The 15,580-nt window shown below is 76.1% G+C and carries 1 protein-coding gene (running past one end of the window); it reads right to left on the bottom strand.

Going from position 1 to position 15,580, the window contains the following annotated elements; translation table 11 throughout:
• On the bottom strand, positions 1–15,580 hold the 5' portion of the coding sequence (locus IF61_RS0109920) for a type I polyketide synthase (protein WP_030365920.1). It extends 13,052 nt beyond the left edge of the window; only the first 15,580 of its 28,632 coding nucleotides appear in the window; the start codon lies at positions 15,578–15,580; its stop codon lies beyond the left edge, outside the window.

The following is a 15,580-nucleotide window of genomic DNA, read 5'->3' as shown; positions in this document are numbered from 1 at the left end:
ACGGGCCGTTGGGGGCGGTCAGCCCGTTGGAGGCGCCGTCCTGGTTGACGGCGGAGCCGCGGATCACGGCGAGGACCTCGTGCCCGTTCCGGAGGGCGTCGGAGAGCCGCTCGACGAGGACGAGGCCGACGCCCTCGGCCAGGCTCATGCCGTCGGCCTGGTCGGAGTACGCCTTGCAGCGTCCGTCGGCGGCCATCGCCCGCTGCCGGCTGAAGCCGACGAACGGGAACGGCGTGGCCATGATGCTGACGCCGCCGGCGAGGGCGAGGGAGCTCTCGCCGTTGCGCAGCGACTGGCAGGCCAGGTGCAGGGCGACGAGGGACGAGGAGCAGGCGGTGTCGAGGGTGACGGCCGGGCCCTCGAAGCCGTAGGTGTAGGACAGGCGGCCGGACAGGACGCTGGAGATGGTGCCGGTGATGGCGTGTCCCTCGGCGCCCTCCGGGCTCGCGGCCCGGGTGGCGTAGTCCTGGTAGCTGGCGCCGATGAAGGTGCCGGTGCTGCTGCCGCGCAGGGTGGCGGGGTCGATGCCGGCGCGCTCCAGCGCCTCCCAGGAGGTCTCCAGGAGCAGGCGCTGCTGGGGGTCCATGGCGAGGGCCTCGCGGGGCGAGATGCCGAAGAAGGCGGCGTCGAAGTCGGCGGCGTCGTGGAGGAAGCCGCCCCGGGTGGAGTAGGTGCGGCCCGGGCGGTCGGGGTCGGGGTCGTAGAGGCCCTCGGTGTCCCAGCCGCGGTCGGTGGGGAACTCGCCGGTGGCGTCGACGCCTTCGGCGACGATCCGCCACAGGTCCTCCGGGGAGGCGACGCCGCCCGGGTAGCGGCAGCCCATGCCGATGACGGCGATGGGCTCGTCGGCGGCGCCGGGTGCCGCGGGCGCCTGGGCGACGGCGGCGGAGCCGGTGCGGGCGCCCGCGATCCGGTCGCGCAGGAAGGCGACGAGCGCGAGCGGGTCGGGGTAGTCGAAGACCATCGTGCTCGGCAGGGCGAGCCCGGTGACGGCGGCGATCCGGTTGCGCAGGTCGACGGCGGTGAGCGAGTCGAAGCCGACGTCGCGGAAGGCCCGCTGCTCGGAGAGGGTGTCCGGAGAGGCGTGGCCGAGCGCGGTGGCCGCTTCGCCGCGGACGAGGTCCAGCAGGAGGCGGTCCTGCTCGGCGGCGGCCAGTCCGAGGAGCCTGGTGGTGAACTCGTTCGCGGAGGAAGGGGATTCGGCGGTGCGCTCCGTCAGCCGCCGGACCTCGGGGAGATCCTCGAAGAGGGGGGCGGGCCGCGCCGAGGTGAAGACGGGGTGGTAGCGCTCCCAGTCCACGTCGGCGATCGCGAGGACCGTCTCGTCGTCGTCGAGGGCCTGCCGCAGTCCGGTGAGGGCCGGCTGGGGGTCCATGAAGACGAGTCCGCTGCGGCGGATCTGGCCGGGGTCGACGCGGCCGAGCTTGAGGTCGTCGGCCCAGATGCCCCAGGAGACGGCCGTCGCGTGGGCGCCGCGGGCGCGCCGGTGCTCGGCGAGGGCGTTGAGGTGGGCGTTGGCGGCGACGTAGGCGGCGTGTGCCCCGCTGCCCCACATGCCCGCCGTGGAGGAGTACAGGACGAAGGCGTCGAGCTCGTCGTCGTCGAGGAGTTCGTCGAGGTGCCGGGCGCCGGCGACCTTGGCGTCGAGGACCTTCGCGAAGGCGTCGAGGGTCGTTTCGGCGAGCGGCGCGAGCTCGATGGTGACGGCGGTGTGCACGACCGTGCGGACGGTGTGCCCGTCGGCCTTGAGCGCGTCGAGCATGCCGGCGACCGCGTCGCGGTCGGTGAGGTCGCAGGCGACGGCGGTGGCTTCGCAACCGAGCTCGGCCAGTTCCTGGAGGAGGTCCGCCGCACCGGGCGCGGCCGGGCCGCGGCGGCTGGTCAGCACGATGTGCTCGGCTCCCTGCCCGGCGAGCCATCGGGCCAGGTGGGGGGCGAGGGTGCCGGTGCCGCCGGTGACGAGGGTGGTGCCGCGGGGCGACCACGGGCGGGCCGGGTCCGCGGCGGCGGAAGCGGCGCGGACGACGCGGCGGGCGAGGACGCCGGAGGCGCGGACGGCGAGCTGGTCCTCGCCGGTGCGGCCGGTGAGGACGGCGGCGAGGCGTTCGGCGGCGCGCCGGTCGAGGTGCTCGGGCAGGTCGACGACGCCGCCCCAGCGCTGCGGGTGTTCGAGGGCGGCCGTCCAGCCGAGGCCGTGGATCTGGGCCTGGGCGGGCCGGGTCAGCCGGTCCGCGCGGCCGGTGGAGACGGCGCCCCGGGTCAGGCACCACAGGGGTGCGTCGACGGCGGCGTCGCCGAGTGCCTGGACGAGCGAGACGGTCAGGGCGAGCCCGGCGGTGAGCGCCGGGTGCTGCGGGTTCGGCTCCTCGGCCGCGGCCAGCAGGGACACCACGCCCGTGAGGTCCGCCAGGCCGTCGAGCTCCGTGAGGCGTGCGGCGAGGACCGTGCGGTCGGCGCAGGTGTCGTCCAGGACGAGCGTGCGCGGCTCGGCGCCGTGGGCGGCGAGGGTCTCCGTGAGCTCGCCGGCGGCTGCGCCCTCGGTGGTGACGACGAGCCAGGTGCCGGTCAGGGCCGCGGCGGGCAGCCCGGTCAGGGGCTTCCAGGTGGCGCGGTAGCGCCAGGAGTCCACGGTCGACAGGTCGCGGCGGCGCTTGCGCCAGTGGGACAGCGCCGGGAGCACCGGGGCCAGGGAGCCGCGGTCCAGGCGCAGGCTGGAGGCGAGGGAGTCGACATCCTCCTCCTCGACCGCCGTCCAGAACTCCGCGTCGGCGGGGGCCTCTTCGTGCGTGCCCCGCGGCTTGGCGGGCACGGCCCACAGGTGTTCGCGCTGGAAGGCGTACGTGGGCAGGGGCACGCGGCGGGCGCCGGTGCCGTCGAGGACGCGGGTCCAGTCGGCGCCGGCCCCCCGGACGAACGCCTCGGCCAGGGAAGTCAGGAAGCGGTCGGTGCCGCCGGTGTCGCGCCGGAGCGTGCCGAGCACCACGGCCGGGCGGCCGGCGTCCTCGGCCGTCTCCTGGACGGCCATGGACAGCACCGGGTGGGAGCTGACCTCGATGAAGAAGCGGTGGTCCTGGGCGAGCAGCTCGCGCACGGCGGGCTCGAAGCGAACGGTCGTACGGAGGTTGGTGTACCAGTAGCCGGCGTCGAAGCCGGCGGACCCGGCGTCCAGCCAGTCGCCGGTGACCGTGGAGAAGAACGGCAGGTGCGCGGGGCGCGGGCGGACCGGCGCGAGGACGTCGCGCAGCTCGTCGCGCAGCAGCTCGACCTGCGCGGAGTGCGAGGCGTAGTCCACGGCGACGCGCTTGGCGCGGACGTCCTCGGCGGTCAGCTCGGCCTGGAGGGCGTCCAGCGGGCCGGGGGCTCCGGAGACGACGACGGACCGGGGGCCGTTGACGGCGGCGACGGACAGGCCCTCGTACGCGCCGAGGCGCCGCTCGACGTCGGTCACGGGCAGCGGGACGGACATCATGCCGCCGGATCCGGCCAGCAGGCGGCCGATGGCCCGGCTGCGCAGCGCCACCACGCGGGCGGCGTCCTCCAGCGACAGGGCGCCGGCGACGGCGGCCGCGGCGATCTCGCCCTGCGAGTGGCCGGCGACGGCGTCGGGGGTGATGCCGTGGGCGCGCCACATCTCGGCCAGGGAGACCATGACGGCCCACGAGGCGGGCTGGACGACGTCGACGCGGTCCAGGGTGGGTGCGCCCTCGGCCCGGCGGATGACGTCGAGCAGCGACCAGTCGGTGAACGCGGACAGGGCCGTGGCGCACTCGGTCAGGCGCTCGGCGAAGACCGGGGACTCCTCCAGCAGCCGCGCCCCCATGCCGGCCCACTGGGAGCCCTGGCCGGGGAAGACGAACACGGTCTTGCCGTCGGTGTCGGCGACGCCCTGGACCACGCCCGGGAGCGAGCGTCCCTCGCCGAGGGCGCCGAGGGCGGCCCTCGCCTCGTCGCCGCCGGTGCCGATGACGACGGCGCGGTGCTCGAAGAGCGTGCGCGAGGTCAGCAGGGAGTGACCGGCGTCGAGGGCGCTCACGGATGCGCCGTCGAGGTGCGCGGCGAGGCGGGCGGCCTGGGCGCGCAGGGCTCCGGGGGTCCGCGCGGACAGCACCCAGGGGATGACGCCGCCGGCCGGGGGCACCGGCCCGGTCTCCGGAGCGGGGGCCGTCTCCTGCGGCCGGGGGGCCTCTTCGAGGACCGTGTGGGCGTTGGTTCCGCTGATGCCGAAGGAGGAGACCGCGCAGCGGCGCGGGCGCTCGCCCTCGGGCCAGCCGGCCCCGTCGGTCAGCAGGGAGACCGTGCCGGACGTCCAATCCACGTGCGTGGAGGGGGTGTCGGCGTGCAGGGTCCGCGGCAGTGCGCCGTGGCGCAGGGCCATGACCATCTTGATGACGCCGGCGACGCCGGCCGCCGACTGGGTGTGGCCGATGTTGGACTTCACGGAGCCGAGCAGCAGCGGGCGCTCGGGGTCGCGGTCCTTGCCGTAGGTGGCGAGGAGGGCCTGGGCCTCGATGGGGTCGCCGAGGGCGGTGCCGGTGCCGTGGGCCTCGACGGCGTCGATGTCGGCGGGGGCGAGCCCGGCGTTGGCGAGGGCCTGGCGGATGACGCGCTGCTGGGACGGGCCGTTGGGCGCGGACAGGCCGTTGGAGGCTCCGTCCTGGTTGATGGCCGAGCCGCGGACGACGGCGAGGACCTCGTGGCCGTTGCGGCGGGCGTCGGAGAGCCGTTCCAGGACGAGGATGCCGACGCCTTCGGCGAGGGTCATGCCGTCGGCGCCGTCGGCGAACGCCTTGCAGCGGCCGTCGCCCGCGAGGGCCCGCTGCCGGCTGAAGGCGATGAACGGGCCGGGGTTGGTCATCACGGTGGCGCCGCCGGCGAGGGCGAGGGAGCTCTCGCCGTTGCGCAGCGACTGGCAGGCCAGGTGCAGGGCGACCAGGGACGAGGAGCAGGCCGTGTCGACGGTGACCGCCGGGCCCTCCAGTCCGAAGAGGTACGAGAGCCGGCCGGAGAGCACGCTGGGGCTGGTGCCGGTCACCAGGTGGCCGGCGGAGCTGTCGTCGACGCCGAACCCGTACTCCTGGTAGGTGGAGCCGATGAAGGCGCCGGTCGGGCTGCCGTGGAGGCCGGTGGGGTCGATGCCGGCCTGCTCGAACGCCTCCCAGGTGGTCTCCAGCAGCAGCCGCTGCTGCGGGTCCATCGACAGGGCCTCGCGCGGCGAGATGCCGAAGAAGCCGGCGTCGAACTCGCCCGCGTCGTGCAGGAAGCCGCCCTGGGTGGAGTACGTCGTGCCGGGGTGGTCGGGGTCGGGGTGGTGGAGGCCGGTGTCCCAGCCGCGGTTGACGGGGAAGTCGGTGATGGCGTCGGCGCCGCCTGCGATCAGCTCCCAGAACTGCTCCGGGGAGCGGACGCCGCCGGGGAAGCGGCAGCTCATGCCGACGATGGCGATGGGCTCGTCAAGGCTCGCCGCGGCCGCGGGGGCCGCCGTCGTGCTGTCCGTACCGAGGAGTCCGGCGCGCAGGTGGCGGGCGAGGGCCGCGGGGGTCGGGTAGTCGAACACCAGGGTGGCGGGCAGGGGCAGGCCGGTGAGCGCGGCCAGCCGCTTGCGCAGCTCGACGGCGGTCAGTGAGTCGAAGCCCGCCTCGCGGAACGCCCGCCGCTCGGTGACGCCCTCGGCGGAGGCGTGGCCGAGGACCACGGCCGCCTCGGCGCGCACCAGGTCGGTCAGCAGCCGCTCCTGGCCGGCCTCGTCGAGGCCCCGCAGGCGCGCGGCGAACTCCGGCGCGGCGCTCTCGGCGCCGGTGTGCGCCAGGGCCCGGACGTCGTCCAGTTCGTCGAAGAAGGCGCTGGGGCGCGCGGAGGTGAAGACGGGGTGGTAGCGCTCCCAGTCGATGTCGGCGACCGTGACGGTGACGTCCTCCTGGACGACCGCGCGCCGCAGTTCGGCGAGGGCCGCGGCGGGGGCGAGCAGGCGCAGTCCGCGCTTGCGGAGCTGGTTGGTGAAGCCCTCGTGTGTGGCCATGCCGGCCTCGGCCCAGGGGCCCCAGGCCACGGAGGTCGCGGGCAGGCCGCGGGCGCGCCGGTGCTCGGCGAGGGCGTCGAGGTAGGCGTTGGCGGCGCCGTAGGCGCTCTGTCCGGCGCTGCCCCAGACTCCGGCGATCGAGGAGACCAGGACGAAGAAGTCGAGGTCGTGGCCGTCGAGGAGGGAGTCCAGGTGGGCGGCGCCGAGCAGCTTCGCGGCCATCGTCGCCGCGGCCTCGTCGAGGGGGGTCTCCGTGAGGGGGGCCGCCTGGCCGACACCGGCCGCGTGCACGACACCGGTCAGCGGGTGCTCGTCCGGTACGGAGGCCAGCAGCGTGGCGAGCGCGGCGCGGTCGGCGGTGTCGCAGGCCGCGAGGGTGACCCGGGCTCCCAGGTCCTCCAGTTCGGCGGCCAGTTCGCCGGCGCCGGGGGCGCCGGGGCCGCGGCGGCTGGTCAGCAGGAGGTGCTCGGCGCCGCTGCGGGCGAGCCAGCGGGCCACCTCGGCGCCGAGCGCTCCGGTGCCGCCGGTGACGAGCACGGTGCCGCGGGCGGTGAAGGCGCCGGCCGGCGGCAGTTCGGCGAGCGGGTGGCGCACCAGGCGCCGGCCGTACGCGCCCTCGGTGCGGATCGCGAGCTGGTCCTCACCGCCGCGCGCGGCGAGGGCGCTGACGAGGTGCTGGGTGGCGGGCGCGTCGAGGACGGCCGGGAGGTCGATCAGGCCCCGCCACAGCTGCGGGTGCTCCAGGGCGGCGACGCGGCCCAGGCCCCAGACGGCCGCCTGGAGGGGGCTGGTGAGCGGGTCGGCCGGGCCGGTGGTGACCGCGCCCCGGGTCAGGGTCCGTACGGGGACGCCGAGTCCGGTGTCGGCGAGGGCCTGGACCAGGAGGAGGGTGAGGGCGAGCCCGGCCGGCGGCTCGGCGCCGAGCGGGTGCCCGGCCTCGTCGGCGAGCGGGAGGAGGGACAGGACGCCGGAGAAGGCCCGGTCGTCGCCGCGCGCGGCGTCGAGCCGGGCGGCGAGCCCGGCACGGTCGGGGCGGTGCTCCAGGACGAGGGTCTCGAACTGGGCGCCGTGGCCGCGCAGCGCGTCCAGGATCTCGTCGCTGTCGGTCCCTTCGGCGGTGACGACCAGCCAGGTGCCGTCGAGGACGGGTGCGGCGGAGGCCCGGACGGGCCGCCAGGCGACCTGGTAGCGGGTGGAGTCCAGCAGCGCCTTCTCCTGCCGGAGCTGGCGCCAGGACGACAGGGCGGGCAGCAGCGCGTAGAGGGAGGCGTGCTGCTCGTCGCGCAGGCCCAGGAGGCCGGCGAGCCCCGCGGCGTCGCCGCGTTCGACGGCGCTCCACAGCTCGGCGTCGGCGGGGTCGGGGGCGGCCTGCGGGGCGGGCGCGGCCTGGGCGGCCTCGGGCCAGTAGCGCTCGTGCTGGAAGGCGTACGTGGGCAGGTCGGCCGTACGAGCGCCGGTGCCGGCGAGGTACGCGGGCCAGTCGACGGCCGTGCCGTGGACGTGCAGGCGGGCCAGCGCGGTGGCCGCGCAGCGCTCCTCGCCGCGCCCGGCGCGCAGCAGCGGGACGATGTGCGCGTCCGCCGCGTCGCCGAGGGCGTCCTCGGCGACGGCCGACAGCACGCTGTCGGGTCCGACTTCGAGGAAGGTGCCGGCGCCGCGGTCGTGCGCGGCACGCATGGTGTCGGCGAAGCGGACGGCGCCGCGGGCGTGCGCGACCCAGTAGTCCGCGGAGCGCAGTTCGTCGTCGGTGGCGGGCCGTCCGGTCAGGCCGGAGATGACGGTCACGTCCGGCGCGTGGTAGGTGAGCCCGGCGGCGACCTCGCGCAGCCCGTCGAGCGCGGGCTCCATGAGCGGCGAGTGGAAGGCGTGACTGACCGTCAGGCGCTTGGTCTTGCGGCCCTGGACGGCGAAGTGGGCCGCGATCTCCTCGGCGGCGGCCAGTTCTCCGGCGACCACGACGCTGCGGGGGCCGTTGACGGCGGCGATGGAGACCTCGTGCTCGCGCCCGGCGAGCAGCGGCGCGACCTCGTCCTCGCCGGCCTCAAGGGAGATCATCGCACCGCCGGCGGGCAGCGCCTCCATGAGCCGTCCCCGCGCGGTCACCAGGCGGGCCGCGTCGGGCAGCGAGAGGACGCCCGCGACATGCGCGGCGGTGATCTCGCCGATGGAGTGGCCCAGCAGCACATCGGGGCGGATGCCCCAGCTGCCCAGCAGCCGGTGGAGCGCGACCCCGACGGCGAACAGCGCGGGCTGGGTCCACTCGGTGCGGTCCAGCAGCGCCGCCTCTGGGCTGCCCTCCGGGGCGAACAGGACGTCCTTGAGGGGGCGGTCAAGGTGCGGGTCGAGGGCGGCGGTCACCTCGTCGAGGGCCTGGGCGAACGCGGGGAAGCGGGCGGCGAGTTCACGGCCGGCGCCGGGGCGCTGGCTGCCCTGCCCGGAGAACACCACGGCCAGCTTGCCCGCGCCGCCGGTCTCGCCCTCGGTGAGCGCGGAGCCCGGCCGGTCGGCGGCCAGGTCGGCGAGGGCGCGCAGCAGTTCGTCGCGATCGCCGATGACGACGGCGCGCTGGTCGAAGGCCGAGCGGGTGGTGGCCAGGGAGAGCGCGACATCGGCCGGGTCGAGGGCGGGGCGCTCGTCGAGGAAGGACCGCAGGCGGGCGGCCTGGTCGCGCAGCGCGGCCCGGCTCTTGCCCGACAGCGTCCAGGGCACGACGGCCGGGGTGAGCGCCGGCTCTTCGCGCTGCGCGGCGACGGCCGGCGGCTCCTCGACGATGAGGTGCGCGTTCGTACCGCTGAATCCGAAGGACGAGACGGCGGCGCGGCGCGGCCGGCCGGTCTGCGGCCAGGGCGTCTCCTCGGTGAGCAGCCGTACGGCTCCGGCGTCCCACTCGACGTGCGAGGACGGCTCGTCGGCGTGCAGGGTGCGGGGCAGCACGCCGTGGCCCATGGCCATGACCATCTTGATGACGCCGGCCACGCCGGCCGCCGCCTGGGTGTGGCCGATGTTGGACTTCACGGAACCCAGCAGCAGCGGGCGTGCCGGGTCGCGGTCCTGTCCGTAGGTGGCGAGGAGGGCCTGGGCCTCGATGGGGTCGCCGAGCGTGGTGCCGGTGCCGTGCGCCTCCACCGCGTCGACGTCCGCGACGGACAGGCCGGCGCCGGCCAGCGCCTGGCGGATCACCCGCTGCTGGGACGGGCCGTTGGGGGCGGTCAGCCCGTTGGACGCGCCGTCCTGGTTGACGGCGGAGCCCCGTACGACGGCCAGGATCCGGTGCCCGTTGCGCCGGGCGTCGGAGAGCCGTTCGAGGACGAGCACGCCCACGCCCTCGGCCCAGCCGACGCCGTCGGCGCCGTCGGAGAAGGCCTTGCAGCGGCCGTCGGGCGACAGGCCGCGCTGCCGGGAGAACTCGATGAGGGCGCCCGGCGTGGACATCACCGTGACACCGCCGGCCAGGGCGAGCGAGCACTCCCCCGCGCGCAGCGCCTGCATCGCCCAGTGCATGGCGACGAGCGAGGACGAGCACGCCGTGTCGACGGTGACGGCGGGTCCCTCCAGCCCGAGGGCGTAGGACACGCGGCCGGAAGCAATGCTCGGCGAGGTGCCGCTGCCCTGGTGGCCCTCGAACTGCCCGCCGGCGAGGGCCTGGGCGTAGTCGTTGTACATGACGCCGGCGAACACGCCGGTGCGGCTGCCCCGCAGGGACACCGGGTCGATGCCGGCGCGTTCGAAGGCCTCCCAGGACGCCTCCAGAAGCAGCCGCTGCTGCGAGTCGGTGGCCAGCGCCTCGCGGGGGCTCATGCCGAAGAAGGCGGGGTCGAACTCGGGCGCCTCGTGCAGGAATCCGCCGAAGCGGGTGTACGAGGTGCCGGGGTGGTCCGGGTCCGGGTCGTAGAGCGCCTCCAGGTCCCAGCCGCGGTCCGCGGGCAGGCCCGAGACGGCGTCGGTGCCTTCGCTGACGAGCCGCCACAGGTCCTCGGGCGAGGCGACGCCGCCCGGGTATCGGCAGCTCATGCCGACGATGACGACGGGGTCCTGGTCGCCGGCGGCCCGGGGGGCTGCCGCGGTGGCGGCGGCTTCGGAGCCCATGAGCTCGCCGAGGACGTGCGCGGCGAGCGCGGCGACGGTCGGGTAGTCGAAGATCGCGGTGGCCGCGGTGCGCAGTCCGGTGGCCGCGCGGAGCCGGTTGCGCAGTTCCACGGCGGTGAGCGAATCGAAGCCCAGGTCACGGAAGGGGCGCTCCGCGTCGATCTCGGCGGCGGCGGAGTGGCCGAGCACGGCGGCCACCTGACCTGCCACGAGGTCGCGCACCACCTCGTCGCGGTCGGCCTCCTCCAGCCGGGACAGCTGCTGGACGAGGCTCACGGCCGTCTCCGACCCGGAGACCACCGCGCGGCGGACGGGGGTGCGGACGAGGCCGCGCATCAGCGCCGGCACGTCGCCCCGGGCCCGCAGGACGGACAGGTCCAGCCTGACCGGCAGCAGGACGGCGGCCGTCGTGGCGGTCGCGGCGTCGAAGAGCGCGACGCCCTGTTCCTCGGTGAGCGCGGGTGTACCCATGCGGGCCAGGCGCTGGAGGTCGCTTTCGGTGAGCCCGCCGGTCATGCCGCCGGTGGGCGCCCAGGGGCCCCAGCCCAGGGAGAGCCCCGGCAGTCCTTCGGCGCGGCGCAGCCGGGCGACGGCGTCGATGAAGGCGTTCGCGGCGGCGTAGTTCCCCTGGCCTGCCGCTCCCACGGTGCCGGAGAGGGAGGAGAAGACGACGAAGGCGGCCAGGTCCAGCCCCCGGGTGGCCTCGTGGAGGTGCCACACGGCGTCGGCCTTGGGCCGCAGCACCGTGCTGATCCGCTCGGGGGTCAGCGACTCGATGACGCCGTCGTCGAGGGTGCCGGCGCTGTGCACGACGGCGGTCACGGGGTGTTCGGCGGGCACTGCGGCCAGCAGTCGCTCCACGGCGGCGCGGTCGGCGAGATCGCAGGCTTCCACAGCGACCTGCGCGCCGTGCCCGGCCAGTTCGGCGACGAGCTCGCCGGCGCCCTCGGCGGTGGCGCCGCGGCGGCTGACGAGCAGCAGGTGCCGTACGCCGCGCTCGGCGACCAGGTGCCGGGCCAGTACGCGGCCCAGGCCGCCGGTGGCTCCGGTCAGCACGACGGTGCCCTCGGGGTTCCACTGTGCGTCGCTCTCCGGGGCCTGGGCCCGGGAGAGCCGGGCGCCGAGCACGGCACCGCCGCGGAGGGCGGTCTGCGGCTCTTCCGTGGCCAGGGCCCGGGCGAGCTGCGGCGCGGCGGGGTCGTTGGGGTTGTCGGGGTCAGTGGGGTCGGCGGGGTCGAGGTCCAGCAGGCCGAAGCGGCCTGGGTGTTCGGCCTGTGCGGCGCGCACCAGGCCCCAGACGGCGGCGGCCGCCGGGTCCGGCGCCTGACGGCTGTCGGTGGTGACCGCGCCGCGGGTGACGAAGACCAGCCGCGAGCCGGCGCACCGCTCGTTCTCCAGCCAGCTCCGCAGCTGTTCCAGGACGTGGGCCGTGCGGGCGTGCGCGGAGGCGACCGGCTCGTCACCGGTGGTACCGGCGACGGGGGCGAGCACGACGTCCGGGACGTCGGTGGCGGCGTCCGGGCCGGGCAGGGCCGTGACCGTGCGGCCCGGCGAGGTCAGTGCCTCGGTGAGGCCGAAGAGGTCGGGGCCGAGGACGGCGACCGCGGCGGGCTCCGGCGCGGCGGGCTCCGGCAGCGGGGTCCAGCGCAGCTCGAACAGGGCGTCGCGCGCGAGGGAAGCGGCGGCGGTCAGCCGCTCGTCCGGCATCGTGCGCAGGACGAGCGAGCCGACGGAGGCCACGAGGGCGCCCGTGGTGTCGGCGACGGCGATCGCCACCGCGTCGTCGTCGGCCCGGGTCAGCCTCACCCGGACCGTCGTTGCCCCGCTCGCGTGCAAGGTCACGTCCTGCCACGAGAAGGGCAGGCCGCCGTGGCCCTGCTCGCCGAGGCCGGCGAAGGCCGTGGCGTGCAGCGCGGCGTCCAGGAGGGCCGGGTGGATGCCGAAGGACCCGGCGGAGGAAGCGGCGTCGGAGGCGCCCGCCTCCGGCAGCGTCACCTCGGCGTAGACGTCGTCACCGCTGCGCCAGGCGGCGCGCAGCCCGCGGAACAGGGGGCCGTACGCGAAACCGCCGTCGGCGATGCGGTCGTAGAAGCCCTCAAGGTCGAGCGGCTGGGCGCCGGCCGGGGGCCAGGCGGTGGCGTCGAAGTCGGCGCGCTGCTCACCGGCGGCGAGGGTGCCGGCGGCGTGCTGCGTCCAGGGGAGTTCTTCGGGCCCGTCGGGGCGGGAGTGGATGCTCAGCGCGCGGCGGCCGGACCCGTCCGGGCTGCCGGCCCACACCTGCACCTGGACACCGCCCTCCGCGGGCAGGACCAGGGGTGCGGCCAGGGTGAGCTCCTCGACGCGGCCGCAGCCGGTCTCGTCCCCCGCTCGGACGGCCAGCTCCAGGAAGGCGGTGCCCGGGAGCAGCACCGTGCCGCGCACCGCGTGGCCGGCCAGCCAGGGGTGGGTGCGCAGCGACAGGCGGCCGGTCAGCAGCAGGCCGTCGGAGTTGGCGACCGACACGGCCGCCGCCAGCAGCGGGTGGCGGGCGGCGCCCAGGCCCGCGGCGCGGACGTCGGCGCCCTGTGCGGGCATGCCCTTGGGCCAGTAGCGGCGGCGCTGGAAGGCGTACGTGGGGAGGTCCGTGCGCCGGGCGCCGGTGCCGGCGAACCAGGGCTCCCACTGGACGGGCACGCCCAGGACGTGCAGGTCCGTCAGCGCGGTGGTGAGCGTCTCGGCCTCGGGGCGGCCCGGGCGCAGCACGGCGAGCGTGGCGGGGGCGGTCACGGAGGTGCCGTCGGCGGTGGTGTCACCGGTGCCGTCGAGGCATGCCCGGGCCATGGCGGACAGGACGCCGTCGGGGCCCAGTTCGAGGAATGTGCCGGTGCCGTGGCCGCTGAGCCAGGCCACGGTGTCGGCGAAGCGGACGGCGTGGCGGGCGTGGTCCACCCAGTAGCCGGGGGAAGTCAGCTGCTCGACCGTGGCGAGTGTGCCGGTCAGGCCGGAGACGACCGGAACGACGGGCGCCTGCGGCGCGAGGCCGGAGACGACCGCGCGGAACTCCTCCAGCACCGGTTCCATGAGCGGGGAGTGGAAGGCGTGCGAGACCTGCAGCCGCTTGGTCCGGCGGCCCAGCTCCGCGAAGTGCGCGGCGACGGCCTCGACGTCACCCTCCTCGCCGGCCACGACCACGGAAGCGGGGCCGTTGACCGCCGCGATCGAGACGCGGTCCTGCCGGTCGCGGAGCAGGGGCCGGACCTCGTCCTCCGTCGCCTCCAGCGAGACCATGACGCCGCCGGCGGGCAGCGCCTGCATGAGCCGGCCGCGGGCGAGCACCAGGGCCGCGGCGTCGGCCGCCGAGAAGACCCCGGCCACGTGCGCGGCCGCGATTTCACCGATGGAGTGCCCGGCGAGGAAGTCCGGCTTGACGCCGAAGGACTCGGCCAGCCGGTACAGCGCGACCTCGATCGCGAACAGGGCGGGCTGCGCGTAACCGGTTTCGTTCAGCAGCTCGGCCTCGGGCGTGCCCTCGGCGGCGAACAGCACGTCCTTGAGCGGACGTTCCAAACCCTGGTCGGGGCTCTGGTCGAAGTGGTCGAGGATCTCGTCGAGCGCGGCGGCGAAGGCGGGGAAGCGGGCGTGGAGTTCACGCCCCATGCCCGGCCGCTGGGAGCCCTGGCCGGCGAAGAGGAAGGCGAGCTTGGCGCGGCCCTGCACGGTGCCCTGGGCCACGCTCGGCGCCGGTTCGCCGCCGGCCAGCGCGGCGAGGGCTTCGAGGGCCCGGTCGCGGTCGGCCGCAATGAACGCGGCGCGGTGCTCGAAGCCGGAGCGGGTCGTGGCCAGCGAGTAGGCCACGTCCGCCGGCGCGAGGCCGGGGCGGGAGGTGAGGAGGTCCAGCAGCCTGGCGGCCTGGGCGCGCAGGGCCTCCCGGGTGCGGCCGGAGACCAGCCACGGGGCGGGGCCTGCGGCGACGGCCTCGGCGGGACCGGTGGGGCCGGTGGGGCCGGTGGGGCCGGTGGGGCCGGTGGGGCCGGCAGCCTCGGCGGGACCGGCGGGCCCGGCAGCCGCGGCGGGGCCGGCGAGGCCGGCGGCCGCGGTCGTCTCCTCCGCGCCCTCGTCTACGGGTTCGGTGACCTGTGCGTCCGGCGCCTCCTCCAGGATCGTGTGCGCGTTGGTGCCGCTGAGCCCGAACGAGGAGATGCCGGCCCGCCGCGGTTGTCCGCCCTGCGGCCACGGGACCTGCTCGGTCAGCAGGCGTACGGTCCCGGCCGTCCAGTCGACGTGCGAGGACGGCGCGTCGACGTGCAGCGTGCGGGGCAGAGTGTCGTGCCGCATGGCCAGCACCATCTTGATGACGCCGGCCATGCCGGCCGCCGCCTGGGTGTGGCCGAGGTTCGACTTCACGGACCCCAGCAGCAGCGGGCGGTCCGCGGCGCGGTTCCGGCCGTAGGTCGCGATCAGCGCCTGGGCCTCGACCGGGTCGCCCAGGGTGGTGCCCGTGCCGTGCGCCTCGACGACGTCGACCTCGTCGGCCGAGAGACGCGCGTTGACCAGCGCCTGCTCGATCACCCGCTGCTGGGAGGGGCCGTTGGGGGCGGTCAGGCCGTTGGAGGCGCCGTCCTGGTTGACGGCGGAGCCCCGGACGACGGCCAGGACCTCGTGCCCGTTGCGCCGGGCCTCCGAGAGCCGTTCCAGGACCAGTACGCCCACGCCCTCGGCCCAGCCCGTGCCACCGGCGGAGTCGGCGAAGGAGCGGCAGCGCCCGTCGGCGGCCAGTCCGCCCTGACGGCTGAACTCCACGAACGTCGTGGGTGCGGACATCACCGTGACGCCCGCGGCCAGCGCCAGGGAGCACTCGCCCTGGCGCAGGGAGTGGGCGGCCAGGTGCAGGGCCACCAGGGAGGACGAGCAGGCGGTGTCGACCGTCACCGCCGGGCCGACGGCCCCGAAGAAGTAGGAGAGCCGGCCGGACAGGACGCTGGTGGCGCCGCCCGTCAGGACGAAGCCCTGGGCGTCGTCGTCCGGGCCCACCCGGTACTCCTGGGGCATGGCCCCGACGAACACGCCCGTCCTGGTGCCGCGGACCGCGGCCGGGTCGATGCCGGCCCGTTCGAAGGCCTCCCAGGAGGACTCCAGCAGCACCCGCTGCTGGGGGTCCATCGAGAGCGCCTCGCGCGGGGAGATCCCGAAGAATCCGGCGTCGAACTCGGCCGCGTCGTGCAGGAACCCGCCGGAGAACTCCTGCGGTTCCCCGGCGTCCTCCGTCAGCGGTTCCCAGCCGCGGTCGGCGGGGAACTCCGTGATGCCCTCCTCGCCGGCGGCGAGCATGGACCAGAGTTCCTCGGGGGTCGTCACGCCCCCGGGGAAACGGCAGCTCATGCCCACGATCGCGATGGGTTCACGGGCCGCGGCCTCCAGTTCGCCCACCCGCTGCCGCGTACGCCGCAGATCCGCGCTCGCCCGCTTCAGGTAGTCCCGGAGCTTCTGTTCCTTGTCCAC

Origin of the sequence: Streptomyces roseoverticillatus (genome assembly GCF_000719265.1) — a bacterium.
GTDB lineage: Bacteria > Actinomycetota > Actinomycetes > Streptomycetales > Streptomycetaceae > Streptomyces > Streptomyces roseoverticillatus.
This window is presented reverse-complemented; position numbering and strand designations above follow the sequence as displayed.